14 protein-coding genes are annotated in these 24,878 nt (G+C 73.1%); 4 read left to right on the forward strand and 10 right to left on the reverse strand.

Going from position 1 to position 24,878, the window contains the following annotated elements:
• The first annotated feature begins 136 nt into the window (after positions 1–136).
• The 3 genes from WME82_RS01280 (at position 137) to WME82_RS01290 (ending at position 13,331) form a co-directional block, all read left to right on the forward strand.
• Positions 137–11,356, forward strand: a complete 11,220-nt coding sequence (locus tag WME82_RS01280; RefSeq protein ID WP_438041336.1) for a tetratricopeptide repeat protein — start codon at positions 137–139, stop codon at positions 11,354–11,356.
• A 14-nt stretch (positions 11,357–11,370) separates the two neighbouring features.
• Positions 11,371–12,345 carry an aminotransferase class IV gene (locus WME82_RS01285; RefSeq protein ID WP_438041337.1) on the forward strand — a complete coding sequence of 325 codons (975 nt, stop codon included), beginning with the start codon at positions 11,371–11,373 and terminating at the stop codon, positions 12,343–12,345.
• Positions 12,346–12,497: 152 nt separating this feature from the next.
• Entirely contained in the window at positions 12,498–13,331 is an 834-nt protein-coding gene (locus WME82_RS01290) for a hypothetical protein (RefSeq protein ID WP_437860260.1), read from the forward strand.
• A 113-nt stretch (positions 13,332–13,444) separates the two neighbouring features.
• On the opposite strand, the gene WME82_RS01295 is transcribed toward WME82_RS01290, so the two are convergent.
• From WME82_RS01295 to WME82_RS01310, 4 genes are all read right to left on the reverse strand, one after another.
• Positions 13,445–15,718 carry a hypothetical protein gene (locus WME82_RS01295; RefSeq protein ID WP_438041338.1) on the reverse strand — a complete coding sequence of 758 codons (2,274 nt, stop codon included), beginning with the start codon at positions 15,716–15,718 and terminating at the stop codon, positions 13,445–13,447.
• A 54-nt stretch (positions 15,719–15,772) separates the two neighbouring features.
• On the reverse strand, positions 15,773–16,159 hold the full coding sequence (locus WME82_RS01300) for a RidA family protein (RefSeq protein WP_437860280.1): 387 nt from the start codon (positions 16,157–16,159) through the stop codon (positions 15,773–15,775).
• A 96-nt stretch (positions 16,160–16,255) separates the two neighbouring features.
• Positions 16,256–16,870, reverse strand: a complete 615-nt coding sequence (gene recR, locus WME82_RS01305; protein WP_438044850.1) for a recombination mediator RecR — start codon at positions 16,868–16,870, stop codon at positions 16,256–16,258.
• A gap of 98 nt (positions 16,871–16,968) precedes the next feature.
• Positions 16,969–17,292, reverse strand: coding sequence for a YbaB/EbfC family nucleoid-associated protein (locus tag WME82_RS01310; protein ID WP_437531181.1), 324 nt, complete (start codon positions 17,290–17,292; stop codon positions 16,969–16,971).
• 390 nt (positions 17,293–17,682) lie between these two features.
• Between WME82_RS01310 and dnaX the strand changes: the two genes are divergently transcribed.
• Positions 17,683–20,100, forward strand: coding sequence for a DNA polymerase III subunit gamma/tau (dnaX, locus tag WME82_RS01315; RefSeq protein ID WP_438041339.1), 2,418 nt, complete (start codon positions 17,683–17,685; stop codon positions 20,098–20,100).
• Between the two features lie 69 nt (positions 20,101–20,169).
• On the opposite strand, the gene WME82_RS01320 is transcribed toward dnaX, so the two are convergent.
• The 6 genes from WME82_RS01320 to WME82_RS01345 form a co-directional block, all read right to left on the reverse strand.
• Positions 20,170–20,778: a Uma2 family endonuclease gene (locus WME82_RS01320; RefSeq protein ID WP_438041340.1), complete on the reverse strand. Its 609-nt coding sequence runs from the start codon at positions 20,776–20,778 to the stop codon at positions 20,170–20,172.
• Positions 20,772–21,389, reverse strand: coding sequence for an ATP/GTP-binding protein (locus WME82_RS01325; RefSeq protein ID WP_438041341.1), 618 nt, complete (start codon positions 21,387–21,389; stop codon positions 20,772–20,774). The genes WME82_RS01320 and WME82_RS01325 overlap by 7 nt, the downstream gene beginning before the upstream one ends.
• An 11-nt stretch (positions 21,390–21,400) precedes the next feature.
• Positions 21,401–22,393 (reverse strand): class I SAM-dependent methyltransferase, encoded by a 993-nt coding sequence (locus WME82_RS01330; protein ID WP_438041342.1) that lies wholly within the window; start codon positions 22,391–22,393, stop codon positions 21,401–21,403.
• Complete coding sequence (locus tag WME82_RS01335; protein ID WP_438041343.1) at positions 22,390–23,466, reverse strand: radical SAM protein; 1,077 nt, start codon at positions 23,464–23,466, stop codon at positions 22,390–22,392. Before WME82_RS01335 ends, WME82_RS01330 begins: the two co-directional genes overlap by 4 nt.
• Positions 23,463–24,209: a radical SAM protein gene (locus WME82_RS01340; RefSeq protein ID WP_438041344.1), complete on the reverse strand. Its 747-nt coding sequence runs from the start codon at positions 24,207–24,209 to the stop codon at positions 23,463–23,465. The genes WME82_RS01335 and WME82_RS01340 overlap by 4 nt, the downstream gene beginning before the upstream one ends.
• 64 nt (positions 24,210–24,273) lie before the next feature.
• Positions 24,274–24,426: a hypothetical protein gene (locus tag WME82_RS01345; protein WP_438041345.1), complete on the reverse strand. Its 153-nt coding sequence runs from the start codon at positions 24,424–24,426 to the stop codon at positions 24,274–24,276.
• Between the last annotated feature and the right edge of the window lie 452 nt (positions 24,427–24,878).

Genomic DNA, 24,878 nt, shown 5'->3' on the forward strand with positions numbered 1-24,878 from the left:
CCCGACCTTCCAGGCCCGCGGGGGCGAGGAACCTTGAAACCGTGTCGTCCGCCCGGCTATCTTCGCCCGGCCCGTGAACGGACCGGACCGAATTCGCGAGGTCCGCGGAGATACGATGAGCGTTGAGACGATTCGGATGGCCCTTGGGCGTCTGCAGGATGAGCCCGAAAACGAGGCAGCCTGGAACGAGCTCGCGGAGGCCGTGACCGCTCCGAACAACGGCGCGGGCCCCGGGGACGTCGAGCGCCTGCTCGGCGCGGCGCGCGGGCGGCACGAGCAGCGGAAGGAATGGCAGGCCGTGGCCCGCCTCCTCGAGCTGGAGATCGCCCTCGCCGCAGGCAGCGCCGTCGAGCCCGCGATGCAGGCCGAGCTCGCCCGCGTCTACCACGAGGAGCTCATCGACGTCGACCGCGCGGCGGCCGCGTACAAGCGGCTGCTCGAGCTGCGCCCCGACGACGACGCCGCGGCCGAGGCGCTCGAGACCGACGCCTCGAAGCGCGAGCGGTGGCGCGACCTCGTGGACCGGTACGTGGCCGAGGCCGAGGGCGCGACCGACGGCGCCTTCAAGAGCGCGCTCTACACGAGCGCGGCCGACATCGGCTACCGCTACGGCCGCGCCGAGCTCGGCGCCAGGGTGGCCGAGCTCATCGAGCTCGCCCTCATGCTCGACCCGAAGAACCTCCGCGCGGCCAACCTCGCCGAGATCGCCTTCTCCTCCGCGGGGGACTGGGACGCCGTCGTCCGCGTCCAGTCGCTCGTCAAGGGCGAGGCCCAGCTCAAGGAGGACCGCATCGCGGCGGCCGTCCGCGCGGCGCGCACCGTCAAGGCCCGCCTGAGCGATCCGACCCGCACCGTCGCGGCGTACGAGGAGCTGCTCGACCTCTCGCCCGGCCAGCCCGAGGCGCTCTCGTTCCTGACCGAGGCCTACTCCGCCGCGGGCGACTGGGATCGCCTCGTCGCCCTCTACGAGGACCAGCTCCGCAGCGGCGGCGTGAAGCCCGGCGAGGAGCTCGGCATGCTCGTGCAGATCGCCATGGTCCACTGGCGCATGCGCGGCCAGCCCCAGGCGGCCGAGCCCTATTTCGACCGCGTGCGCCGCGCCGACCCCGCGCACGCCGGGATGCTCAACTTCTACCGCGAGGTGCTCGATCAGCGCGGCGACAAGCCGCGGCTCACGACGATCCTCACGGACGCGCAGCGCGCCGTGCCCGACGGCCCCGAGAAGCGCGCCATCGCCACGGAGCTCGCGCGGCTCGCCGAGTCGCAGGAGAACGCCGCCAAGGCGATCGAGCAGTACAAGTCCGTGCTCCGGACCGACCCGGAGAACCGCCAGGCGCGCGACGCCCTGAAGCGCCTCTACCTGCAGACCGAGGGGTACAACGCCCTCGTCGAGCTCCACCGGCAGGACCTGGAGCGCACGCCCGCCGACGACGTCGCCGGCAGGGTCGCCGTGCTCCGCGAGATCGCCGCGATCTACCGCGATCGCGCCAAGAACGACGCGGCCCTCGTCACGGTCCTCACCCAGATCGTCCAGCTCGACGACAAGGACGTCGACGCCGTGCGGGAGCTGACCCGCATCTACGAGTCGCTCGGGCGCTGGCGCGACCTGCTCTCGTACCAGCAGCGCCTCGCCGAGCTGACCGAGAGCCCCGCCGAGAAGGCGGGGCTCTACCGCGCGGTGGCGCGGCGCTGGTTCGACCAGTTCTCCAACGTCCAGAACGCCATCGCGGCGTACGAGGCGCTGCTCACGGTCGAGCCGATCGACGAGGAGGCGCAGCAGAAGCTCCGCGAGCTGTACCTGAAGCGGCGCGCCTGGCCGCAGCTCTACTCGCTCTACGAGCGCAAGCTCGAGGGCGCCGAGGGCGCCGCGAAGATCGAGCTCCTCGGCGAGATGGCCAAGCTCGCCGCCGAGCGGCTCGACCGCGGCGCGGACGCGATCGCGCTGCAGAAGCGGATCCTCGAGCTCGACCCGAGCGCCCCCGGGGTGCTCGACGCGCTCGAGAAGCAGGCCGAGCGCGAGAAGGACTTCGCCACGGTCGCCGAGGTGCTCGAGCGCCGCGTCGACCTCGCGCCCGACGACGCGGCGCGGCTCGTCTCGCTGCAGAAGCTCGGGGCCGTGTACGCCGAGCGCCTCAAGGATCCGGCCCAGGCCGCGCGGACGTGGCGGCGCGTGCTCACGCTCTCGCCGGGGCACGCGCGCGCGCTCCGCGTCCTGCGCGACGCGTACTTCGCCGCGGGCGACTGGGACGGGCTCGAGGAGCTCTACGCCTCGCAGAACGACTGGGAGGGGCTCGTCGACTTCCTCTCGGGCGCGGCGGACAAGGCGACCGATCCGGCCACGAAGCTCGACATCTCCTTCCGCGCGGCCCGGATCTTCGAGGAGCAGCTCAAGGCGCCCGAGCGCGCGGCGCGCTCGTACGAGCGCGTGCTCAGCGTCTCGCCGAAGGACGCGCGCGCCGCGGCGGCGCTCGTGCCGATCTACGAGGAGGAGGAGAAGTGGGCCCGGCTGCCGGCGCTCTACGAGATCCTCCTCGACGCGACGGACGACGCCGAGGCGCAGGTCGGCATGCTGCGCAAGCTCGCCGCGGTGACGGGCGGGCCGCTCTCGGACAAGCCGGGCGCGCTCGGCTACGCGCGCCGCGCCTACGAGCAGAAGCCGGACGACGAGGGGCTCGATCTGCTCGAGGCCTGGTCGCGGGCGGCGGGCTCGTGGGGGCCGTTCGTCGAGGCGGTCGAGGGCCGGCTCCGGACGGCGGAGGACCTCGAGACCGACGTGCAGCGCACGCTGCGGCTGAAGCTCGCCGAGGTGTACGCGCGCGAGATGGGCAAGCTCGACGAGGCGGTGATCGTCTACCGCGGCCTCGTCGAGGACGACCCGTCCGACGACGACACGGTGCGGGCGCTCGACGCGCTCCTCCGCGCGAACGAGCGGCAGGCCGATCTGCGGTGGCTGTTCGAGCTCAGGGCGAGCCAGGTCGGGGGCGAGGACCGCGCCGAGATCCTCGAGGAGTGGGCGACGCTCGAGGAGGAGGTCTTCGGCGACCCGGCGAAGGCGATCGAGCTCCTGCGCAAGGTCATCGCGCTGACGCCCGGGCGCATCAACGCGCTGCGGGTGCTCTCGCGCCTCCTGAACGCCGCGGGCGAGTACGAGGCGGCGTCCGTGATCGTGGCCACGCACCGCGACGTCAGCGAGGGCGACGAGCGGGCGCGACGCGAGATCGAGCTCGCGACGCTCTACCTGGACCGGCTGGATCGGCCCGCGGACGCGTTCGAGGCGGCGGTGCGCGCGCTCGATCTGTCGGCGCACGACCCGGACGCGATCGCCGTCCTCTCGCGGCTCGTCGAGCGCCCGGAGACGCGCGTGCGCGCGGCCAAGGTGCTCGCCGTCGAGTACGCCGAGACGGGCAACCACCGGCGCGAGGCCATGGCGCTCCGGGTCATCCTCGAGTCGGAGCGGGATCCGGCGCGGCGGCGGGAGCTCTACGTCACGCTCGCGAGCGTCGAGGAGACGAAGCTGCACGCGGCCGGGACGGCGTTCGACGCGCTCCTCCGGGCGCTGCACGAGTTCTCGGACGACATCGAGCTCTGGGATCGCGCCGCCGAGCTGTCGCGGCGCGCCGGCCGCCCGACCGACCTCGCGGAGGCGTACCGCGTGCACCTCGTCGCTGGGCGCACCGAGGGCGACAAGGTGCTCGGCAGCTCCGTGGAGGTCGAGCTCTGCGAGCGCGCGGCGAGCCTCCACGACGAGCAGCTCGGCGACCCGGAGGGCGCGAAGCCCTACCTGGAGCGGGTGCTGAGCCTCGATCCGAACAACCACCGCGCGTTCGAGCGGCTGAAGCAGATCCTGACGGCGGCCGAGCGGTGGGGCGAGCTCGAGGAGCTCTACGACCGCGCCGCGAAGGGCACGACGGACCAGAGCGAGCGCATCGAGCTGCTCAACGAGGTGGCGCTCATCGCCGAGGAGATCATCGGCGATGCCGCCAAGGCGATCGGCTACTACGAGCGCATCCTCGAGCTCGATCCGTTCTACACGGCGGCGCTCGACTCGCTGGAGAAGCTCTACGAGCGCGAGGGCCGCTTCCGCGACCTCGCGGCGCTCCTCGAGCAGCGCCTGAAGACGGCGACCGAGGCCGAGAGCGTCGAGATCAAGCTGTCGCTCGGCAGCATCTACCTCGACCGGCTGCACGAGCCCGATGGGTCGCTCGGGCACCTCGAGGACGTGCTGCGGATCCGCCAGAACGACCCGAAGGCGCGCGAGCTCGTCGAGCGGCTGCTCGACATCGGGGCGCTCCGGCTCCGCGCGGCGCGCGTGCTCGAGGCGGTGTACGAGGCGCGGGACGAGATCCGGCAGCTCGTGCGGGTCCTCGAGATCCGGCGCCAGGGCGCCGAGACCGAGTCGGAGCGGCGCGAGCTGCTCCGCCGGGTCAGCGTGCTCCAGGACGAGCGGCTCAGGGACGACGCGGGCGCGTTCGCCAGCCTGTCGGAGCTCCTGCCGCTCGAGCCGGAGGACCTCGCGGCGCGCGAGCGGCTCATCGAGATCGGCCGGCGCCTCGGCGAGCACGAGCAGGTCGCGGAGGTGCTCACGGCGGCGGCGGACGCGTGCGGGACGGCCACCATCCGCGGCGAAATCCTGATGGAAGTCGCGAGGATCTGCGAGGATCTCCTCGGCGACGCCGACCGGGCCGAGAAGGTCTACCGGCGCGTGCTCGCCATCGATCCGACCGATCCGACGCTGGTGATCCCGGCGGCGCAGGCGCTCGGACGCATCTACGCCGCGAAGGAGCAGCACCAGGCGCTCGCGGGCGTGCTCGCGATCGAGGTGCGCCTCGAGGAGAACGTCGAGACGCGGCGGTCGCTCTACGAGCGCATCGGGACGCTGCACGAGACGGTGCTCGACGATCCGGCCAAGGCGATCGAGGCCTGGCAGGCGCGGCTCGGCGACGACGGCGCCGACGTGGCGGCGCTCGCGGCGCTCGAGCGGCTCTACGAGCGGACGTCGCAGTGGCGGGAGCTCGTCTCCGTGCTCCGGGCGCGGGAGCAGTCGACGACGGAGCCGGAGGAGCGGCGGCGCGCGATGACCAAGGCGGCCGAGACGCTCGCGCAGAAGCTCGCCGACGTGCCCGAGGCGATCAACGCGTGGCGCGCGGTGCTCGACGAGTTCGGCCCGGAGCGCCCGACGCTCGCGGCCCTCGAGGAGCTCTACGAGCTCGACGAGCGCTGGGTCGACCTCGCCGAGACGCTGGAGGTGGACCTGTCCCTCGCGGTGGAGACGCCCGCCCGGCTCGATCTGCTGGCGCGGCTCGGCGACGTGCGGCGTCTGCACCAGGCCGACGCGACGGGGGCGCTCGAGGCGTACCGCCAGGCGCTCTCGCTCGACCCGTCGAACGCGCGCTGCCGCGCGGCGCTCGAGGCGATGCTCGAGCGGGAGGACGCGCGGCGCGACGCGGCCGAGACGCTCGAGCCGCTCTACGAGGCGGACGGCGACGCCGAGCGCCTGCTCCGGGTCCTGGAGATCAAGGTCGAGACCTCGGATCTCCCGAGCGAGCGGCTCGCCACCCTGCAGAAGTCGCTCCGCACCGCGGAGGGCCCGCTCGGCGACACGTCGCGGGCGTTCGGCTACGCGCTCCGCGGGGTGCGGGAGGCGGCGGGTGAGCCCGAGGTGACGACCTGGATCGCCACGGTCGAGCGGCTCGGCGAGGCCACCGGGCGCTGGTCCGAGGTGTGCGAGCTGTTCCAGCGCATCGCGCCGGACATCCTCGACGGCGACGTGCAGCAGAGCGTGCGGCTGCGGGTCGGCGAGCTCGCGCGGCACAAGCTCAACGACCGCGAGCTCGCGGTCGAGCAGTACAAGAAGGCGCTCGAGGCCCGCGGGGACGACCGGCGGGCGATGATCGCGCTGGAGGAGCTCTACGGGGAGGCGCGCGACGCCGGGCGGCTGCTCGAGATCCTGAAGCTCCGGGTCGAGCACGCCGAGACCGACGAGGAGAAGACGGGGCTGCTCTTCCGGATCGCCGAGCTCGAGCGGGGCCCGCTCGGGGACCAGGCCGGCGCGATCGCGACCTACGAGACGATCCTCGACATCGCGCTCCACCCGGACGCCATCGCGGCGCTGGACGGCCTCTACCGCGAGGCGGGGCGCTTCCAGGACCTCATCCGGCTCTACGAGCGGCAGCTCGACGTGCGCGCCGGCGACCTCGCCGAGCTGCACGTCAAGATCGCGCTCGTCGCGCACCGGCACACCGAGGACCTGCAGCGCGCGTTCGACGAGCTCTCCGAGGCGCTGCTCATCGATCCGGCGCACGAGGGCGCGGTCTCGCTGCTCGAGGCGATCCTCGAGGGCTCGGCCGAGGCGGAGCACCGGGCGCGCGCCGGGGAGATGCTCGAGCCGGTGTACCTGCGCCGGGCGGACTGGAACCGGGTGAAGATCGCGCTCGACGCGCGCCTCGCCGCGAGCCAGGACCCGGTCGAGCGCCGCGATCTGCTGCAGCGGCTCGCGACGCTGCACGAGGAGCAGCTCGAGGATTACCGCGCGGCGCTCGAGACGGTGGCGAAGCTCCTCCACGAGGACCTCACCGACGAGGGGGTCTGGGCGGAGCTCGAGCGGCTCGCGAAGGTGGCGAGCGCGGAGCGGCGGCTCGCGGAGATCTACGCGGCGGAGCTCGGGGAGCTCACCTCGGACGACGCGTCGAGCGCGAAGCTCAGCCGGCGCACCGGCGAGCTCTACGCCCAGCTCGGCGACGTGGCCGACGCGCTGCGGTGGTACCGGCGCGCGCACGAGTTCGAGCCGGACTCGCGCGAGCTGTTCGACGCGATCGACGGGCTGCTCGTCAAGGAAGGGCGCCACGCGGAGCGCATCCAGCTCTACCGCGCGGCGCTCGACTACCGGAAGGACGAGGACCGGCTCGACGCCCTCCACACGATCGCGCGCCTGGAGCGGACGGAGCTCCGCGAGCCCGCGCTCGCGATCGAGACGTACCGCGCGGCGCTCGACGTCGACGAGAACGACGCCCGGGCGCTCGACGCGCTGACGGAGCTCTACCGCGAGCTCGACCGGCCGCGCGACCTCGCCGACCTCTACCTGCGCCGGGCCGAGGCGGCCCCGAACGGCGAGCGGGCGGCGCCCTACCGGCTCGCGCTCGCTGCGCTGCTGCGCACGCGGCTCGAGGACACCTCGGGCGCGATCGATCAGCTCGAGGCGATCGTCGGCGAGGTGCCCTCGCACGCCGAGGCGATCCGGGCGCTCGAGGCGCTCATCCAGGACCCGCAGCACAAGGCGCGGGTCGTCGAGATCCTCGGCCCGCTCTACGAGGGGGCGGACGACTGGCGGCAGCTCGTCCGGCTGAACGACGAGCGGTTCGGCCTCGCCTCGGACGCGCGCGAGAAGGTCGCGGTGCTCCGGGAGACGGCGAAGCTCTGGGAGACGCGCGGCAACGACGAGCTGCGCGCCTTCGACGCGACCCGGACGGCGTTCGGCCTCGATCCGGACGACGGCGAGACGCGCGGCGAGCTCGAGCGGCTCGCCGAGCAGCTCGGCGCCTGGGAGGAGCTCGCGGACAGCCTCGAGGCGGGGGTGACCACCACGTCGGACGAGCTCACGAAGCGCGAGCTGCTCTCGTCGCTGGCCAGGGTCTACGACACGCGCATCGACGACCCGCGCCGGGCGCTCCGCGCCTACGCGCGGCTGTCCGCGCTCGACCCGAGCGATCCCGAGCCGCTCGAGCAGATGGACACCCTGGCCGTGCTGCTCAGCGACTGGGACACGCTCATCTCCGTCCTCGAGAAGAAGAGCGAGATGGCGTCGGACGAGGAGAACGCCTCGATCTGCCGGCGCATCGCCGAGACCAAGCTCGAGATGCTCGAGGACACGGAGGGCGCCATCCAGGCGTACGAGCGGGCGCTCGAGCTCGATCCCGAGAGCGCGATGACGATCGACGCCCTCATCGAGCTGCACGAGCCGCGCGGCGCCGCGAGCCGCCTCGTCGAGCTCTACGGCCGGCGCGTCGAGCTCGCGGGCCCCGACGAGGAGGAGCTGCGCTACGACCTCAACGTGCGCGCCGCCGAGCGCTACGAGCGAGATCTCTCGAGCCCGCGCGACGCGATCGCGGCGCTCAACGCGGCGCTCGAGGCGAAGCAGGGCGATCCGGCGGTGCTGTCCTCGCTGGAGCGGCTCTACCGGGCCGAGCGGATGTGGGACGAGCTCCTGTCGAACCTGATGCTCCAGGCGAGCGCGGCCGCGGACAGGGACGCGCGCATCAAGCTGCGGACGGCGATCGGCGACCTCTACGCGGGGGAGCTGGAGAGCCCGAGCGACGCGATCGAGCAGTACCGGCTCGTCCTCGACGAGGACGCGGTGAACGACCACGCGATCCAGGCGGTCCGCGCCATCGGCGAGGGCCGGGAGGAGCTGCGGCTCGACGCCGCCGAGGTGCTCGAGCCCGTCCTCCGCGCGGCCGGCCGCCACGAGGAGCTCGCGGCCGCGCTCGAGCTGCGCCTGCGCGCGCAGACCGAGCCGACCGACCGGGCCGCGACCCTCCGGGCGATCGCCCTCGTGCAGGACGTGCAGCTCGGGCGCCCGCTCGAGGCGGAGCAGGCGCTGCTCCGGGCGCTGGAGGACGCGCCGGACGACGCGTCGCTGCACGGCGAGATCGAGCGGCTCGCGGAGCGCACGGACGGCTTCGGCCGCTACTGCGACGCGCTCGCGCAGCGGGCCGCGGCGACGTTCGACGCGACGATCGCGAAGGACCTGTTCCTGCGGATCGGCCGCATCGCCGAGGAGAAGCTCGGCGACGACCGGCGCAGCGCCCAGGCCTACGCGAAGGCCGTCGAGCACGCCGGCGACACGCCGGAGCTCCTCGAGGCGCTGGACCGGCTCTACGGCCGCCTCGCCGACGAGCGGTCGCTCGCGGACGTGCTCGAGCGCCGCGTCGCGGTCACGCCCGGCGATCGCGATCAGGCGGATCTCTTCTACCGGCTCGCGGTGATCCAGATCGGGTCGTTCGGCGACAAGCCCCAGGGCCTGAACACCCTGCGGCAGGCGCTCGATCGCGCGGTCGATCACGAGCGGGCGAGCGGCGCGATCGAGGCGCTCACCGAGGACCCGGCGCTCTTCGACGAGGCGGCCGAGGCGCTCGAGGGCGTCTACCGGACGCGGGGCGACAACGCCGCGCTGGCGCGCCTCTACGAGAAGCGCATCCGCTTCGCGCCGGGCGGCGCGGAGCGGATCCGCATGCGCCTCGACCTGGCGAAGGTGCTCGAGGTGCGCTCGAACGACCCGAGGGCGGCGCTTGAGACCCTCGAGAAGGCGCTCGCCGACGACCCGTCGGACCCGGACGTGCTCGGCGAGATCGAGCGCCTGGCCCCGCTGACGGGCGGCTGGGCGAGCGCCGCCTCCGCCCTGGAGCGGGCGGTGCGGGCCGGGACCGAGCTCGACGGCGACACGGCGCGCGACCTCTGGATGCGCATCGCCGAGTGGCAGAAGAACAAGGTGGGCGACGCCAAGGCCGCCGAGGCGGCGTACGAGGCGGCGCTCACGCACGATCCCACGAGCGAGCACATCCTGCGGTCGATCGAGGAGCTGCAGCGGGCGCCGGGGCGCGAGCGCGACCTCATCGGCACGCTGCGCCGGATCGCCGCCCTCGACGGCATGGAAGGGAGCGCGGGCGAGCTTCGCCGCGAGGCGAAGGAGCTCGCGGAGCGCGCGCTGGGCGACCGGGAGCTCGTCGAGGCGATACTGCGCGAGATGATCGCCGCGGACGAGGGCGACACCTGGGCGCTCGCCGAGCTCACGAAGGTGCGGGAGGAGGCGGGCGACCACAAGGAGGTCTTCCGGCTGCTCGTGCGCCAGTCCGAGCTCTACGCGGAGGCCGAGCGCATCCGCGACGCGCGGCACGCCGCCGCGGCGGTCGCGCGCGAGCGGCTCGGCGACGACGCCGCGGCGATCGAGCTCTACGAGACGCTCTTCGAGGCGGATCCGGGCGACGCGCGCGCCGCGACGGCGCTGCGCGAGCTCTACGCGAAGGCCGGCAAGCACAAGGAGCTGCTCGCGCTGCTCGAGCGGCTCACCGACCTGGCGGAGTCGCCTGAGGCCCGCTCGGCGCTGCGCCTCGAGAGCGCGGAGATCTGCCTCTCGCGGCTCGACGCGGTGAGCGAGGCGACCGAGCACCTGCGCGCGGTCCTCGACGAGCAGCCCGACAACGAGAAGGCGACGGTCCTGCTCGCCCAGCTGCTCGAGAAGACCGGCCGCGATCAGGAGCTGTCGGACCTGTTCGTCACGCAGATCGAGCGCGCGAAGGACCGCGGCGACGTCGCGGCGGAGCTCTCGTACAGCGTTCGCCTCGGCGAGGTCTACGAGGCGCGGCTGAACGACACGGCGCGGGCGATCGAGACCTACCGCGCGGTCCTCGAGCGCGAGCCGCGCCACCACGGCGCGCTCCTCGCGCTGGCGCGCCTGCACGAGCAGCGCGGGGAGAAGGCCGAGGCGGCGCAGCGGCTCGAGGTGATCCTCGAGGACGCCCGCGCCGCGGAGGCGGTGGGCACGGCGCTCCGGCTCGCGGATCTGCACCGGTCCCTCGGCGACGAGGGCGCGGTCCGGCGCGTGCTCGAGCGGGGGCTCGCGGCGGACGGGTCGGCGCAGGAGATCAGGAAGCAGCTCCTCGCCCTCTACGAGAAGCAGCAGGCCTTCACCGAGCTCGCCGATCTCATCACCGGCGACGCCGAGGCGGCCGCGCAGCCGGCCGAGAAGGTGGCGCTCTACCGCAAGGCGGCCGGCATCCACCTGGCGAAGCGGGACGATCCCGGCCGCGCGGCGGACCTCCTGGTCAAGGCCACCGAGCTCGTGCCGGGCGACCGCGAGCTCCTGCTCGCGCTGTGCGACGCGTACAGCGCCTCGGGCCGCGGCCAGAAGGCCGCCGAGGCGCTCCAGCAGATCGTCGAGTCCTACGGCGGCCGCCGCTCGAAGGATCTCGCCGCGATCCACCACCGCCTCGCCAAGGCCTACCTGGCCGAGGGGCAGCGGGAGCGGGCGCTCGCCGAGCTCGACATCGCCTTCAAGATCGACCCGGGCTCGATCGCCATCCTCCGCGACCTCGGCGTGCTGGCGCTCGATCTGTCGGAGTCGGGCGACGACGCGGCGAAGGCGGCGCACATCGATCGCGCGCAGAAGACCTTCCGCGCCCTGCTCCTCCAGAAGCTCGACGAGGGCGCGCCGATCAGCAAGGGCGAGGTCTTCTATTACCTCGGCGTGATCAGCCACCGTCAGAACGACGACAAGAAGGCGATCCAGATGCTGGAGCGCGCGCTCGACAACGAGCGGGACTTCGCCCCGGCGAAGGAGCTCCTGGCGCAGCTCAAGAAGTGACGTAATCTCGCCGCGTGACGCGGCTAGTCAGCATCGATGGTGTCATCCACCGGCCGGAGGAGGCCAGGGTCTCGGTCTACGACCGCGGCTTCCTCTACGGCGATAGCGTCTTCGAGACCATCCGCACCTACGGCGGCGAGCCGTTCGCTCTGGAAGAGCACCTCGCCCGCCTCGAGCGCTCGGCCGAGCGGATCGCGATCGCCCTGCCGATCCCGCGCGACGAGCTCGGCCGCGAGGTCGTCGCGCTGCTCCGGGCAGCGACGGCGGCCGGGAGCGCCGGGGCCGCGGCGGGCTCGGCGTCCGCCGCGGGCTCGGCCGCGCCGCTCGAGAGCACCATCCGTGTGATGCTGACGCGCGGCAGCGGCCCGCTCGGGCTCGATCCCTCGCTCGCGGGCGCGCCCCTCCGCGTCATCCTCGTCGAGCCGCTGAAGTCGCTGCCTGGCGGGCTCTACCGCGAGGGGATGTCGGTCATCACGATCCGCACCCAGCGGGCCGGCGACGCGGCGCCCGGCGCCAAGGTCTCGAACTACCTCGAGAGCCTGCTCGCCCTGCGCGAGGCGCGGGCCGCGGGGGCGCACGAGGCGCTGATCCTCGACCCGTCAGGTCATGTCGTCGAGGGCACGACGTCCAACGTCTTCCTCGTCGAGCGGCGGCCCGCGGCGCACGAGGGCGCGGAGGACCCGGGGCACCTGCTCATCACGCCGCCCAAGGAGGCAGGGATCCTCGTCGGCATCACCCGGGCCCACGTGATGCACGTCGCGGGCGAGCTCGGCATGCCGGTGTGCTGCGAGCCGGTCACGATGGCCCGGCTCCTCGCCGCCGAGGAGGTGTTCATCACCTCGAGCCTCCGGGAGATCGTTCCGGTCGTTCGCGTGGACGCCCACACGATCGGCGCGGGTGTCCCCGGCCCGAAGACCCGGGCGCTGCATGCGGCTTTCCGCAGGAGGGTGGGCGCTGGTGCGATGCCCCTCCCGTGGGAGACGCCCTGAGCCCGCTGCGGCCCGGCTCGACAGCGTCGAAATCTTGCGATCCATGACGTGCCGCTCGGAGCGCGCGTCCAAGGAACTGGTCGGCACGTTCCCTGCGCGGGTCGGATGGGGCTCGCACTTTGCCCGCCGTACAATCTGCCCGAGAGGAATCCATGATGAATCGCTCGCTTCGAATCGCCTGCTTCCTGGTGTGCTCCGTGTCCGCTGCAGCGACGGCTGGGTGTGCCCTGAGCATCGACGACAACTCCATCACCGCCGAGACCCTCGTGCGTTACGAGGGCACCAAGGAGCGCGCTCGGGTCGAATACCTACCAACCCAGAGCGTCCGCATCGTGAGCGAGAACGGGGACGTCGAGGTCGTCACCGGGGACGTGAGCGAGGTCGAGGTCAGCTTCTCCCCGTTCACGATGCGCAAGAAGGACGAGCGGGAGGTCGCGGTGGAGGAGATCGAGAACGACCTCAAGCTCGCCGCGATCATCGACGGCGATGTCGTGATCTCGACGCGGCGCGTCTCGGGCGGGTGGGGAGGGCTGGGCGCCGACATCCAGGTCGTCCTGCCCGCCGCGTTCGACGGCGGGCTCCGCGTCGAGCAGGACAACGGCGGCGTCGAGATCAACCTGGATGGCGCCCCGTCCCGCGGCACCACCGTGGTGAGCGACAACGGCAGCATCGACGTGGTCGGCGCGCGCGGCGCGATCGACGTGGCCACCGACAACGGCCATGTCTTCGTCGACCTTGACGCGTGGAGCGCCTCCGATGGCGCGATCAGCTCCGGCAACGGCGCGATCGAGCTCGCGGTGCCGGCCGGGGTGGACGGGACGATGACCGCGCACACGCTCAACGGCGACGTCGTGGAGCAAGGCATCCCCTCGACGTGGGCCACCGCCGGCGAGGGCAGCGCGACGTCGTACACGATGGGGGACGGCGACGGCGGCCTGCTCGAGCTGTTCACCGAGAACGGCGACATCACCATCGCGGTGAAGTAGCTCCACCAGGACAAAAGCCGAGAGGCGAGCGCCGGGTCGCCCCGGGCTCGCCTCCTGGTCCTTGGGTCACCGGCTTCGCGTCGCCGGCGCGCCGGCGAGGCCGGCGCTCCCGATCAGCCGCCGGTCGACGGCTGGGCCTCGGGGCCGGAGCCCTCGGCGGGCTCCTCGCCGCCCGCCGCGGCGTCCCTCGCGGGGGGGACGGCGCCGGCCGGGACCGGGATCCGCAGCTGCCCGCCGCCCTGCTGCGCCAGCACGCCGAGCGCCTTCTGGAAGAAGGCCGCCAGGAAGGGGATCTCCCGCGGCGGCGAGGTGATCAGCCCGGCCTCCTTGATGGCGCGCGCGACGGCGAGGGCGGTGGTGGCCGCCGCGTCGCCCTTGCGCGCCCGCAGCGACACGGCGCTGCTTCGCATCCGCGTCGCCAGCTGCCCGCGCACCTCGGGCGAGAAGAAGCGGTCGGTCGCGAGGTCGATCTCCTCCCGCAGGGCCGTGTTCACCAGCCCGGGATCGCGCATCCCGGCGGCCCCGAGCCGCTGGCCGACCTTCTGCAGGAGCTCGTCGAGCGCCGGCCGCGAGGGCAGCCAGTGCCGGAACTCGGGCTCCTCGTGCAGCGCGGCGGAGCCAGCGATCTGCGTCGTCGCCAGCTCGTCCGTCAGGCTCTCTTCGAGGTCCGCCACCGGGTGCCTCGGCTCGGCGTCCGGCGCGGGCTCGATGAGATCGCGACACCCCTCGAACCCGAGCGGCACGACCTGCCCCGACACCGCGTTCTGCCGCTTCGCGGCCGCGATCCGGTGGCGCGCCCACTCCAGGGAGACCGGCACGGGCGCCGTGCCCAGGTTCTCGTACGCGCGCGCGCGTCCCTCCTTGATCTGCGAGCCGCTGAGCCACCCCGCGCCGGCGTGCAGCACGCCGACCGAGTCGCGCACGATCACCTCGGCGATCCGGTAGCGGCCGCTGGTGTCGCGGCTCGTGATCGCGATGGCCTCGGTCCCGCTCGAGTCGGGCGGGATGAGCGTCGCCTCGACCACCTCGGCGCGCTCCTCCGCGAGCCGCACCACGCGCGGGCGCGTCGGGATCGTCACCCCGCGCGACTTGATCACGTTGAGCGCGCGCCGCGCCGCCTTCCGCGCCGCGCCGGAGGCGTCCTCCGACTCGGCGGCCGCCGCGATCGCCTCCGCGTTGGAGGCGCCGAGCCAGGCGTCGACGAGCGCCGGCGCGGCGTCGCCCGCCGACTTCAGCGCCTCGAGCGCCCGATCCCAGCCCGCCGCGAGCACCTCGGCGTCGAAGTCGACCTTCGCCGCCCCGGCGCTCGGGCTGCCTTCCGGGCGGGCGCCGCTCTCGGCCTTGCTCTTCGCGGTGGCCGCGGCCTGCTGGGCCTTCGCGGTGCGCGCGCCGAGCGCCTCGCGCGCCGTGAGCGCCGGCTTGTCCGCGGTCGCGACCGGCTTCGCCTTGGCCGCCGGCAGCGCGAAGAGGAGGTGCGCCGGCTTGGCCGGGCCCTGCGGCTGCCGGGCGCTCTTGCCCGTCACGACCGTCGCGGTCGCGCCCTGGCCGACCACGGTCACCATCCGGTCGCTCTGCTGCTGCTTCGCCGCGGCGGGCGCTCGTCCTTCGGCGCCCCCGGGGCCCTGCGGCCGCCCGCCTTCTGCTCCCGGCCGCGCCGAGAAGCCACGGTCGGGCCTGGGCCCGCGCTCGGGGCGCGGCCCGCGGTCGGGCCTGGGTCCACGGTCGGGCCTGGGCCCACGATCGGGCCTGGGCCCGCGGTCGGACCAGGGGCGGTCGGGGCGCGGCCCGCGGTCGGGCCTCGCGCCCTGCTCTGCGCCTGCCACCTGCGCCGCTCCAGGGCCCTGCTCGGGCCTGGGTCCACGGTCGGGCCTGGGCCCGCGGTCGGGGCGCGGCCCGCGGTCGGGCCTCGGTCCACGGTCAGGGCGCGGGCCGCGATCGGGCCTGGGCCCGCGGTCGGGCCTCGGCCCGCCGGAGGCCACGGCGGGCCGCTCGGGCCTGGGCGCGCGGTAGTCGCGCACCACCCGCGGCGCGGCGGCCGGCGGCGGCGCGGCGTCCTCGGTCGTCGGCGGCGGCGGCGCGTCTGCGAGCGCCGGCCGCTTGCGGGGCGCGATGACGTCCAGCAGCGAGCCCTGCGGTTCCTTTGCGGCGGCCTTCGACGAGGGACGCGGCGCCTCGCCTGCGGGCTGCGCCGACGCGCCCTCGGAGGGCTCGTCGGTCCGCTTCACGCCGCTCGCGCCGCTCGCGGCGACGGACGTGCTCGCCGAGCGGACGACCCTCCGCGCGCGCGGCTTGTCTCCGCTCTCTGCATCGGGGGCGCCTTCGCGCGCAGATTCGGGAACTGCGCTGGCGGTCCGCTCCGTGCTCTCGCTCTCGTTCTTTGTGCTCATGTCGAGGCTCCCGGGGACATAGTGGAGATGGGGACCGCGGCCGCGGCTCCCCGATTATCGCGAAAGATGGGCAACAGCTTCGATCTCGACGGCGGCGCCCTTGGGCAGCGCCGCCACCTGCACCGTCGCCCGTGCGGGCAGCACGCCGCCGACGGCTGCTCCGTACACCTGGTTGACGATGGTGAAATCCGCGAGGTCCGTCAGGTAGATCGTGGTCTTCACCACGTCGCTCCAGCTCGCGCCGGCCGCGGACAGCACCTCGGTCAGGTTCTTGATCACCCGGGCCGTCTGCTCCTCGATCCCCCCGGCGACGAGCTCGCCCGTCGCGGGATCGATCGGGATCTGGCCGCTGCAGAACACGAGATCTCCGGCCTTGACGGCCTGCGAGTAGGGGCCGATGGCGCGCGGAGCCTGATCGGATGTGATGGCGATTCTGGACATGTCGACCTCTGAAGTTCGTGAGCGCTTCGGCGTGAAGAACGCCCGCCCGCTCCGCCCCTCGCTTTCGTGGGCTGGGGCCGATTCTCGCGTTTCCTGCTAGCCGAAGCTCTTCCGGCCTTCGATGGCTCGCCCCAGCGTCACCTGGTCGGCGAACTCCAGATCTCCCCCGTGCGGCACGCCGCTGGCGATCCGCGTGACCTGGACCCCCATCGCGCCGAGCTCCCGCGCGAGCAGGAGCGCGGTCGCCTCTCCGTCGACGGAAGGCGGGGTGGCGACCAGCACCTCCCTCACCGGCTGCTCGGGATCGCGCACGCGCGCCCGGAGCGCCTCGAGCGGCAGCTCCTCGGCGCCGACCCCCTCGAGCGGCGAGAGGAGCCGGCCGAGCACGAAGTACCGCCCGCGCATCGCCCCGCTCCGCTCGATCGCCAGGAGGTCCTGGACGCGCGCGACCACGCACAGGAGCGCGCCGTCGCGCCGCGTATCCAGGCAAATGGCGCAGAGCGCCCGGCCGCCGTCGTCGAGCTCGGCGATGTGGCCGCACCGGACGCACGGCCTGATGTGATCGCAGAGCTCGACGAGCTCGCCCCCCAGGTCGCGCGCGGTTTCCTCGCCGGCGGTCACGAGGAAGAGGGCGAAGCGCTGCGCCGTCTTCTCGCCGACGCCCGGCAGGCGCGCGAGCAGCTGAGCGACCCGCGACAGCCGGCCGGGCAGGCCGCCGGGCGCGCTCCGGAAGCCGGCCGCGGGCGCGCCCCGGTCGCCGTTCGGGACCTTCGAGGAGCCGGGGAGCGACGCCGGGGAACGCAACGCCGTCAAGTGTGCATGCCGGGGAGCTTGACGCCGCCGGTCACCTTGGTGATCTCGGTCTCGACGAGCTTGTCGGCCGCGTCGAGCGCCGAGTTCGATGCGGCCACGATGGCGTCGAGCGCCATCTCCAGGCCCTCGCTCGCGAGGAAGGCGGGGTCGACCTCGATCCGGCGCACCTTGCCCTCGCAGGAGACCACGACGGTGACCTTGTCGCCGGCGGCGGTCGCGCTCACCTCGCGGTCCTTCAGCTCGCCCTTCACCTGGTCGATCTTGCGCTGCACGCGCGCCGCCTGGCGAACCAGCTCGTTCATTCCGCCGCGAAATTGCATATTCAGATCGGCGTCTATGCCGTGAACCGCGCCGCGCCGCAACCGTGAAGGGGAGGGGGACGGGGACGAGGAGGGGCGCGGGACGCGCGGCCCGCCGACGCAGCGCGCGGCCGTTCGACGCAGCGCGCGGCACCACGGGCGTCGCCCTCCGGGGCCGCCCGCCGCGGGCGGGCTCCTCCGTCTCTTCAGGGGGCTCGTTGGCGCGCTCTCCAGGGCTTCTTGGCGCGTGCGGTGGCGCGGTTCCGGCCGATTCCGGCCGGTTCTGGCCCCGGCGCGGGCGGGGTGCATTTTGTGCGGCAATTCTGGCAAACTCTCCGGAATGCAGGGCGACTTCCGTACCGGCCACAGCCGCGGCGACGCGCCCGCGAGAAGGTGCTAGTCGAGCAGCGTATGAGCTACGTCGTCCTCGCGCGGAAATGGCGCCCGCAGTCCTTCGAGGATCTCGTCGGACAGGAGCACGTCTCCACGACGCTCGCCAACGCCATCGCGCGGGATCGCGTCGCCCACGCGTTCCTCTTCACGGGCGTCCGCGGGGTCGGCAAGACGACGAGCGCCCGCATCCTCGCGAAGGCGCTGAACTGCGTCCACGGGCCGACGGCGACGCCCTGCCAGACGTGCGCGCCGTGCGCCGAGATCACGGTCGGCGCGGACGTCGACGTCCAGGAGATCGACGGCGCGAGCTACAACGGCGTCGACGAGGTGCGCAAGCTCCAGGAGAGCCTGCCGTACCGGCCGGCGCGCGACCGGTTCAAGATCTTCATCGTGGACGAGGTCCACATGCTCTCGAACGCGGCGTGGAACGCGTTCTTGAAGACGCTCGAGGAGCCGCCGCCGCACGTGAAGTTCATCTTCGCGACGACGGAGGTGCACAAGGTCCCGGTCACCATCCTGAGCCGGTGCCAGCGCTACGACTTCAAGCTCATCGGGGCGCAGGCGATCGCGGCGCGGCTCCGCTGGGTGCTCGATCAGGAGAAGATCCCCGCCGACGACCCGGCGCTCAGCGCGCTCGCGCGGGAGGCGGCGGGGAGCATGCGCGACGCGATGAGCCTGCTCGACCAGGTGATCGCGTGGGTGGGGACGAGCGGCGATCGCATCACGGCCGAGGGGGTGGCGAAGGTGCTCGGCGTCGCCGACCGCGTCGTGCTGCACCGGCTCGCGGGTGCGCTCGTGGACGGCGACCCTGCGGCGTGCGTGCGCATCGTCGGCGAGCTCGCGCAGGAGGGGTACGATCTGCCCCACGTGGCCCGCGATTTCCTCGCGCACCTGCGCGATCTCGTGGTGGCCAAGGTCTGCGAGGATCCGGCGCCGCTCCTGGATCTCGCGGACGAGGAGGTCGCCGACACGCGCGCGCTCGCGGCGCGGGCGGACGCGGACGATCTCACGCGGCTGCACCAGGGCTTCTCGCGCGCGTTCGACGACATCGCCCGGAGCGGCCAGCCGCGCGCCTCGTTCGAGATGGCGCTCGTCCGGCTCGCCCGGAGGCCGCCGCTCCTGCCGATCGACGAGCTCTTGCGCCGCCTTGGCGATCTCGAGCGGCGCCTGAACGGCGGAGGCGGCGGCGGGGGTGGCGGTGGCGGCGCGCCGGAGCGCGGGCCGCAGCGGCCCGGCGCGCCGTCCGGCGGAGCGGCGGCGCCCCGGCGCGGGGCGGCATCGGCCGAGGCTGCGCCCGAGGACGCGCGCGCCTCCGGCGCGGCGGCAGCCGGCGCGGCGAGAGCGAACGACGCGGCGACAGCCGGCGCGGCGAGAGCGAACGACGCGGCGGCGTTCAATGGCGCGCCGGCGGCGAACGGCGTGGCGAGAGCGAACGGCGCGGCCGCCACCGGCGCACCGGCGAGCGGCGTCGCCTTCGCGAGCGGCGCGGCGGGCGCGGGCGGGGCTGGGAGACCGACTGGCGCGGCTGCGAACGGCGTGGCGGCAAATGGCGTGGCGGTGAACGGCGCGGCGGCGAACGGCGTGGCGCGAGCGAACGGTGCGGCGGCCGTCTATGGCGCGCCGGGCGGGAGCGGGGTGGCGAGAGCGCACGGCGGCGTGGCGGCGAACGGCGGTGTCGCGGCGAGCGGCACGTCGGCTGCCAACGTCGTCCCCTTCGTGAACGGCGCGCCGGGCGTGCACGGCGCCGCGACCAGCTTTGCAAGCGGCGGCGCCGCGCCGGCCTTCGCGAAGGCGCCGCCGTACGCGAGCGGCGCGGTCGCGCCCGCGTACCGCGCCGACAGCGCTCCGCCACCGTCGCCGCGCGGCGCGCTCTACTCCGTTCCGCAGAGCGCGCCGCCGTTCGCGGCGCCGAGGTCGAGCGCGCCGCCCTCGGCGCAGGGCCCGGCGCCAGCGTCGAGCGCGCCGCCCTCGGCGCCGAGCCCGGCGCCAGCGTCGAGCGCGCCGCCGCCGCCATCGATGAGCGCCGAGGACCTCGCCACCTGGCGCGCGGTGATCGCCGCGGTCCGGGTGCAGCGGCCAGCGCTCGCCTCCGTCCTCGAGCACGCGGCGGTGCTGGAGCTCACGCCGACCCGCGTCGCGCTCGGCTACGAGGCGAACTCGTTCCTGTCCGGCCAGGCCACCGAGCCGGCGTCCCGCGACCTGCTCGCCCGCGTCCTCGGCTCCCACTTCGGCGCCCCCGCCGAGCTGGTCTTCGAGACGATCACCCGCGGCAGCGCCGGCCCGTCGCTCGCCCAGGTCGAGACCGCCGAGCGGAAGGCCCGCATCGAGGCCGCCAAGCGTGCGGTGGCCGACCACCCGCTCGTCACGGCCGCGATCGAGCTGCTCGGCGCGGAGCTCAAGGACGTGCGGCTCGCTCAGGACTTCGCGGAGGGGTGAGGGCTCCGCGCCGCCGCGCCATGCGCCCCGGCGCGCCGGGCATGGCCTTGGGCTGACGGCGGGGTGGCCTCAGCCTCCGTTTCGCAGCCAGCTGCGGAACGCCTTGACCGCCTCGTGTTGATCCGGCCAGCGCACGAAGCGCGCGAGCGCGACGAGATCCAGATCCGGAATGAGCTCGCTGGCCGCGATGGGCTCGTACTGCTCGCCGCGCAGCGCATGAATGTGGAACGCGTCGCGCTCCCAGAGCCAGACTTCGTGCACGCCGAGCCCGCTGTACACAGGCAGCTTGTCGAGCCCGCCGCTCGTCAACACCACCTCGATCGCGATATCTGGGAATTCCTTCAGCGTGCCGCCAACGCAATAGCACTCGTCGGGCTCGAGGCCGCGTGACTTGGCCTCGCGCCGGAACGTGGTCGAGCCGTAGCCGTAGAGAGGCACGTCCCGCTCCAGCGCGAAGAGCTCGATGAGGCGGGCGATGCTCTTCTTCGCGACTTCGTGATCGGTCGACGGGCTCATCAGCTCCAGCGTTCCATCGCAGAAGGTCATCCGCAGGCCAGGGGTGTCGAGCTCGTCCCGCAGCCTCACGTAGGTCTGCCAGGGAACACCGTGGAGCACGAACCTCTGCTCCTCCGCAGGAGCGGTCGAGGACGGAAGCGGCATGTGCGCAGCGGCTACCATGGGCTCGTGCCGAGAATAGCACGCTCGATGAGCCGCGCGCGGCTCGCCAGGAACTCCGCCCGATCCTCGACCGTGCCGGGGCCGACGTCGATCACCTCGAAGCCCGCCGCGCGGTAGAGCGCGCCGAGCCGCTGGTTGATCCGCTCCGCTTCGGCCGCGCGCGCCTCACTGCTCTTGCCCCAGCGCGGCTCCTGGAGCTCCGGCATCACGGCGAACAGGAACACGAGCGCATAGCGCTCGAACGCGGGCTCGCCTTCCGGCCAGGGGTACTCCGCTTCTCCGCTCGTGCGCAGGTAGTACTCGACCGGATCGAGGTACCCGCGCTCCAGCCAGTCCCCATCGCGCGCGTCCGCCTCGATCTTCTTCTGGGCCTCCAGCACGAGCGCGGCGAACTCCCGCTTTCGGCACATCGGACAGAGGTGCTCCGGCGCGTCGATCGGGCGAAACGGCGCGTCCGGCGCGTGGCCGTGGGTGCGCGCGCCGAGCTCGTCGAGCACGCGCCGGTGCGCCTCGCCGTGCACGCGGCAGCCCCGCGTGGACGCGAGGTGACGGAGCGTCGTGGTCTTGCCGCACGAATAGGCCCCTGTCGCCACGAAGAGAGGTTTGCCCATCACCATCCCACCTAGCGCCGCGCCCACCACAACGAGCCTGCGCCGCGCTCGATCGCCCGCCCGGCGCGGGACATGAAGTGAGCGACGGCTTCCATGACGCCCGCGTGATCCTCGTTGTGGTCATGGCCCGCCAGGACGGCGCCCGGCTTGAGCCTGGGCCACCAGGCCTCGAGATCGGCGAGCACGGCCGCGCGGTCGTGCGAGCCGTCGAGGAACACGAGATCCAGGCTGGCGTCGGCGAAGCGCGCCGCCGCGTCCGTGGACGCCATCCGGAGGACGTCTGGCTGGATCCCGAGCGCCGCCATGTTCGCCCTGAACGCGCCGGGCACGTCCTCCGAGGCGAGCATGGCGCGATACCTGTCGGCGTACTTGTCGCTCGAGCCTTCCCAGGTGTCGACGCAATGGAGCGCGACCCCGTTCCTCGCGGCGAGCCGCCCGACGTACGCCGTGGAGAGCCCTTTCCACGAGCCCACCTCGACCATCGCGCCGCCCCGGATGGGGCGCACCAGCGCCCGGTAGGCGAGGCCTTCCTCCTCGGAGAACCAGCCCTGGATGGGCGCGACCCGGGTCACCGGGAACAGAGCGAGCAGCGCTGCTCGCTTCTCTGCAGGATCGCGGTACTCGTACTGCCGGTCGCACAGCTGGACGAAGCAGCGGGCGTCGTGCGCGATGAACAGAGGCCGCTCGATCACCGCGAATTTCTTGAGCGACGTGGACCGCTCGGGCTCGCGCTCCCCTCTCCGGATCTCGCCTTCGGTCGTCGCGAAGATCACGTCTTCGTGCCGGATCGACCGCCCTTGATCCGGGCCGTCGGTCCAGGCCCTCTCTCCGGGGTATCCTGCGCGGTCGGTGCCGTGCTCGAGGAGGCGAGCCAGCTTGTCCGCCTCGCTCGCGCGGAACAGGAGAGGGGGCGGAGTGCCGCGCTCTTCGAGCTCGTCCAGGACCTCCTCGAGGAAGAGCAGATTCCGGCCGATGTAAGGAAGGGGGATGATGAGCGGTGTCATGACGTGGTCAGCGAGGCGCGCATCGAAGGGGGAGGGCCGAGGACGCCATCCCAGGGTTGCCAGGTCGAGGCGAGCCTCGCATTGGGATGGAAGATGAGCTCGTGGACGACGCCCGGGCCAGAGCGCTTCGTCTCCTCGAGCTGGGCGAGGTCGGCCTCCTCGAAGACGACATCCATGTCCTCGAAGCGGAACACCTCGACATAGTAGTAATAACCCACGATCTGCCGCTCGAACGAGAACCGCGCGTCGGCGCTCAGCGCGTCGAGGAGCGGCTCGAGCCGGACGCGCGCGCGATCGCTGTATTTGACGACGTGGTTCTCGACCACAGCGGTCGGGTCGGTCTTCATCAGCTGCCGGAAGATCACGTTGTCCACGCCGAGCGACCGGGCGAAGCGCAGGTAATCGACGATGGTCTCGACCGCGTCGATCTGCCCGTCGAGGAGCACGCAGGAGAGGCGCACCCGGGTGCCGCCCGCCGTCGCCGCCGCCACGACGCTGCGCAGCTCGTCGGCGCGGAGGCCGTCCTTCATCACCATCAGCCGTGCGTTCCTGTCGTGATCGGGGTGGGCGCGGCTGATGTTGAGGTGCTGGACGCCGGTCTCGACGATCCAGTCGATCACCCGCTTTCCTTCGCGCTGCTGGAGCAGCCCCGAGCCGTTCGTGGTGAGCGTCCGCTTGCGGCCCCGGTGGGCCTGCCCGAGCGCGAGGATGCGGGGCAATCGCGGATCGTGGCTCGGCTCCCCGCCCGTCACCGAGATCGTCGGATCGAGCGGCCGGAGCGCTTCCAGGGACGCCGTCATGGCATCGAAATAGCGCCCGTCGTCGTCCTCGACGCTCTTCTGCACCGACAGGCTGCGCCCGCGCGAGGCGGGCCTGAGCTCCTCGACGCAGAAATGGCATTTCGCGTTGCAGGGCTGACGGCTGTAGATGGAGAAGTTCGCGTTGCGATAGACCTCGATTGGCCGGCCCCACAGGTCGAAGCGCACCGTGTCGCCGGCCGTGCTGTTGCGCTCGAGATCGAAGGCGCGGCTCTTCAGGCGGCGCCATTCCTCGCGGAAGGGACGTGCGCTCACGGCAGCCTCCTCATCGCGTCGGAGCGCGCCACGAGGTCGGGGCCAAAGGCGCTGCCGTCCGGGTTGAGCATCGTGAAGTGGGTCCCGACGAGGAAAGGCTCGTCCCAGTCGTCGCGCTTCTGCGCGAAGCCATAACGCTGGAGGTGGAACACGTTGGCGAGCTCGAGGAGCCCCGCGTCGCGCACCGCCTCGACGACCCACGCGTCGCCGTCGGCCTCGGTCTTGCGCAGCCGGACGTTCAGGACGAGCTGGCGATCGCCGCCGAGCGCGGAGAGCCGCTCGCGCAGGGCGCACGCGAGGGCGAGCAGGCCGCTATCGTTCTCGAGGAGGTGGTGGTTCACCGAGAGCTTGATCGTGGCGGGCTCGCCGAGCTTCTGGAGCCAGGCGTCGAGCCCGGCCGGATCACGCGGGATCTCGACGCCGTTGGTCACCACGACGACGCGCGCGCAGCGGGGCTCGGCGCGGGCGAGGCGGACCATCTCGTCGAAGTGCGGGTGGATCGTGGGCTCGCCGCCCTCGAGCTGCACCTCGAAGGGGCCCTCGGCCGGGAAGCTCGCGAGGTAGCGGTCGAGGGCGAGGAAGGTCTGCCCCCGGGGCGACGAGCAGGTGCAGCACCACGGGCAGGAGCGGTTGCAGTGGTTCGAGGTGGCCACGTAGAGCCGGTGCGGCCGCTCCGCCGTGGGGCGGTCGAGCGGCAGCGTGCCCGTGAGCGTGGCGTTCTGGGGGCGCGTCGCGGTCGGCATGGAGCCTCCTGCGAGGAGGATACGGCGGCGGGGGGAGGGGATGAAGGAGATCCGCGGAAGCGGATCACGGCGATGGGGCCATCGCGCCGAGGCCGAAGTGGGAGGCGTAACCGAGGGCGATGGGGCCGCGGACGGGCTCGGCGAAGGTGAGGCGCAGGCCGAGGCTCGCGGCGATGGGAGGGCGCTGCATCACCAGCCAGGGCGTGGTCGTCCTCATCCTGAGCTCGCCGTCGGAGCCGCGAGCTACGCGTACAGCGCGTATGCGGGTATCCCTCCGCCGCAGAAACGCGGTGGCCCCATTGAAGCGCGCGGTGCTGTCTCGCGCGGAGGCGCTCGCCGTCGCTCTCCGCCGCAGAAAGGCGGCGTCCCCATTGAAGCTTCCTTAAGACGGTTGGTCTCGCCAACAAGTATTTGCCCTCTCCGCCGCAGAAAGGCGGCGGCCCCATTGAAGCAGCATCTGGTAGGGATGCCCGTAGGTGTAGGCGAATCTCTCCGCCGCAGGAAGGCGGCGGCTCCATTGAAGCTGCCGCACCTCGAGCGGGGCGCGCTCGATCATGTCGCGGTCTCTCCGCCGCAGAAAGGCGGCGGCCCCATTGAATCTGAATCCTCCCCCTCCACCCGCCGCGGCCCGTGACGCGACGATCACCGACACCATGCGAGCGGCGCCCT

Origin of the sequence: Sorangium sp. So ce128 (assembly GCF_051525245.1) — a bacterium.
In the GTDB taxonomy this organism is placed as follows: Bacteria; Myxococcota_A; Polyangia; order Polyangiales; family Polyangiaceae; genus Sorangium; species Sorangium cellulosum_B.

What these genes read in the sequence shown, in the direction of transcription:
- WME82_RS01280 (WP_438041336.1), top strand. Translation starts at nt 137, where the DNA reads ATGGCCCTTGGGCGTCTGCAGGATGAGCCCGAAAACGAGGCAGCCTGG.
- WME82_RS01290 (WP_437860260.1), top strand. Translation starts at nt 12,498, where the DNA reads ATGATGAATCGCTCGCTTCGAATCGCCTGCTTCCTGGTGTGCTCCGTG.
- WME82_RS01295 (WP_438041338.1), bottom strand. Translation starts at nt 15,718, where the DNA reads ATGAGCACAAAGAACGAGAGCGAGAGCACGGAGCGGACCGCCAGCGCA.
- WME82_RS01300 (WP_437860280.1), bottom strand. Translation starts at nt 16,159, where the DNA reads ATGTCCAGAATCGCCATCACATCCGATCAGGCTCCGCGCGCCATCGGC.
- WME82_RS01310 (WP_437531181.1), bottom strand. Translation starts at nt 17,292, where the DNA reads ATGCAATTTCGCGGCGGAATGAACGAGCTGGTTCGCCAGGCGGCGCGC.
- dnaX (WP_438041339.1), top strand. Translation starts at nt 17,683, where the DNA reads ATGAGCTACGTCGTCCTCGCGCGGAAATGGCGCCCGCAGTCCTTCGAG.
- WME82_RS01320 (WP_438041340.1), bottom strand. Translation starts at nt 20,778, where the DNA reads ATGGTAGCCGCTGCGCACATGCCGCTTCCGTCCTCGACCGCTCCTGCG.
- WME82_RS01325 (WP_438041341.1), bottom strand. Translation starts at nt 21,389, where the DNA reads ATGGGCAAACCTCTCTTCGTGGCGACAGGGGCCTATTCGTGCGGCAAG.
- WME82_RS01330 (WP_438041342.1), bottom strand. Translation starts at nt 22,393, where the DNA reads ATGACACCGCTCATCATCCCCCTTCCTTACATCGGCCGGAATCTGCTC.
- WME82_RS01340 (WP_438041344.1), bottom strand. Translation starts at nt 24,209, where the DNA reads ATGCCGACCGCGACGCGCCCCCAGAACGCCACGCTCACGGGCACGCTG.
- WME82_RS01345 (WP_438041345.1), bottom strand. Translation starts at nt 24,426, where the DNA reads ATGAGGACGACCACGCCCTGGCTGGTGATGCAGCGCCCTCCCATCGCC.